This window comes from Candidatus Caldatribacterium sp., from assembly GCA_014359405.1.
Lineage (GTDB): Bacteria > Atribacterota > Atribacteria > Atribacterales > Caldatribacteriaceae > Caldatribacterium > Caldatribacterium oleiphilum.
In genome coordinates this window covers 1-1,788 of sequence record JACIZN010000192.1, presented here as the reverse complement: position 1 = coordinate 1,788, position 1,788 = coordinate 1, and the positions used below count along the sequence as shown (strand labels likewise).

Below are 1,788 nucleotides of genomic sequence, written 5' to 3'. Positions count from 1 at the left end.
CCAGAGTTCACCAGGGACCCATCGGCGGAGAGCTTAAAGGAGCCGTCTCTTGTGTAGTACACCTGGCTCCCATCGCTCACGATGAAGAACCCATCCCCCTGAATGGCAAAGTCGGTGGGGTTGTCTGTGGTCTGCAATCCGCCCTGGGTGAAGAGGGTATCGATGCTTCCGATTCGCACTCCAAGGCCAATCTGCTTGGGGTTGACGCCTCCGGCGCCTCCCGTCTGAGGACTCCGGGCACCTTCAATGGTCTGGCTCAGGATATCCTCAAAGGTTACCCGGCTCGCCTTGAAGGCTACGGTATTGACATTGGCGATGTTGTTCCCGATGACGTCCATCCGGGTCTGATGGTTCTTGAGACCAGAGACTCCGGAAAAGAGCGACCGCATCATGCTCTCCTATCCTCCCTTCCGCAAGCCCCCGACTCCGCGGACCGGCCTGCTGTACTCAAAAAAAGCACGGAATCAATATGGGTGAACACCCGGTTTTCGTTCTCCACACAGGTGATGACTGTGCGCTCCGGCACATTCACCACAAAGGCCACCCCGTCAACGACAATGAGGGAGGTCCTTCCCCCTTTGGCCTCAAGGGTTCGGAGGCCTTCCTCGAGTTTCTCCTTCACCTCCTGGGAGAGGGTGATGGACCGCTCCGAAAGCCTCCTTTTGGCATGGATGGAAAAGGTGAGTTCCTCATCAAGAACGCGCTCAAAGGAAGAGGTGCTCCTCTGTCCTAAAGGAATACCCTTTGAGCTTTCCCGAACTCCCCCTATCCTCTCAATCATTGACCCTTCACCCCTGCAAGATCCGTTACCGGGTACGCTGAATCCCCGAAAAGAAGGTACACCGCTTCATCCCGCAGCGCCACTCCGGAAACCACGCCCTCCGTTCCGTCCTTGAGAACCACCGTTTTGCCCACCAGGTTTTCCGCCTGGATGAGGAGAAGGGCAACCATGCTCTTGTTGAGGTTCTGAATGCCCTCAAGGGTCGAGAACTGGGCAAGCTGGGTCGCCAGCTCCTGGTCTCCCAAGGGTTCCAGGGGATTCTGGTATCGGAGCTGGTACACAAGGAGCTTCAAAAAGGCGTGCTTATCGAGGGTAGCCCGGTTTTTTGTCGTGGTACCCTCCGGGGTGCTCGTCCCAGGAAGCGTCTTCGGCGTCACCGCAAAAGGAGCCATCGTCCTCACCCCTACACCAGGAGATTCACCCGGGAAACTTCGGAATCCTCAAAGGAGATTTCTTCAGCATCGTCTCTTTCTGCATTCTGGGTCGAGCGGAAGCCCAAAAAGGCGTAGGCATTCCGTCCGTCCCCAAGGAAATTCTGGAAAGGCATTCCCTGCGCATTGAGCTGGGCTTCAAAAAGGGGCAGGTACCTGACGAGGAGTTCCCGGGTTTCGGGATTCGCCACCTCCCAGAGGCAATGGATTCTACCCCCTTGCTCCTCGAGGCGAACGGTAATGGACCCCAAATGCTCTGGTTCAAGGCGCAGAACGATTTCCTTGCGATTTCGGGTTTCAGAGGCAAGCTTCAGGACTTCCTCGAAGACTCTGGCGAATTCCCTGGGAACCGAAGAGACGGAAACTTCCCGGGTTTCCGATTGCTCGATGCCCTTTGAAAGGACAAAGGAGGAAGTTGTATCTCCGTCAAGGAGTACAGCACTATTCTCGGTAACTTTCTCCTCTCCCCTTAGAGTTGGAACGACACTCTCCAGCTCCTCTGCCTTGGAAAGAGAAGGAGGCACCTCTTGCGCGGGCTCTGCTTCTTTCACAGAAAGTGTAGAGACTCCTTCCTCT

The 1,788-nt window shown here is 55.9% G+C and carries 4 protein-coding genes; all 4 read right to left on the bottom strand.

The features are described 5' to 3' along the window. A partial coding sequence (locus H5U36_10320) for a flagellar hook-basal body complex protein (GenBank protein MBC7218500.1) occupies positions 1 to 392 on the bottom strand: 392 nt, incomplete at its 3' end. Continuing rightward, the gene (locus H5U36_10315; GenBank protein MBC7218499.1) at positions 389 to 781 is read right to left on the bottom strand and encodes a hypothetical protein; all 393 of its coding nucleotides are present in this window, start codon (positions 779 to 781) and stop codon (positions 389 to 391) included. The genes H5U36_10320 and H5U36_10315, both read right to left, overlap by 4 nt. Then, positions 778 to 1,173, bottom strand: coding sequence for a hypothetical protein (locus H5U36_10310; protein MBC7218498.1), 396 nt, complete (start codon positions 1,171 to 1,173; stop codon positions 778 to 780). Before H5U36_10310 ends, H5U36_10315 begins: the two co-directional genes overlap by 4 nt. Before the next feature lie 11 nt (positions 1,174 to 1,184). After that, positions 1,185 to 1,788, bottom strand: a 604-nt coding sequence (locus H5U36_10305; protein MBC7218497.1) for a flagellar hook-length control protein FliK, incomplete at its 5' end; no start/stop codon positions are given.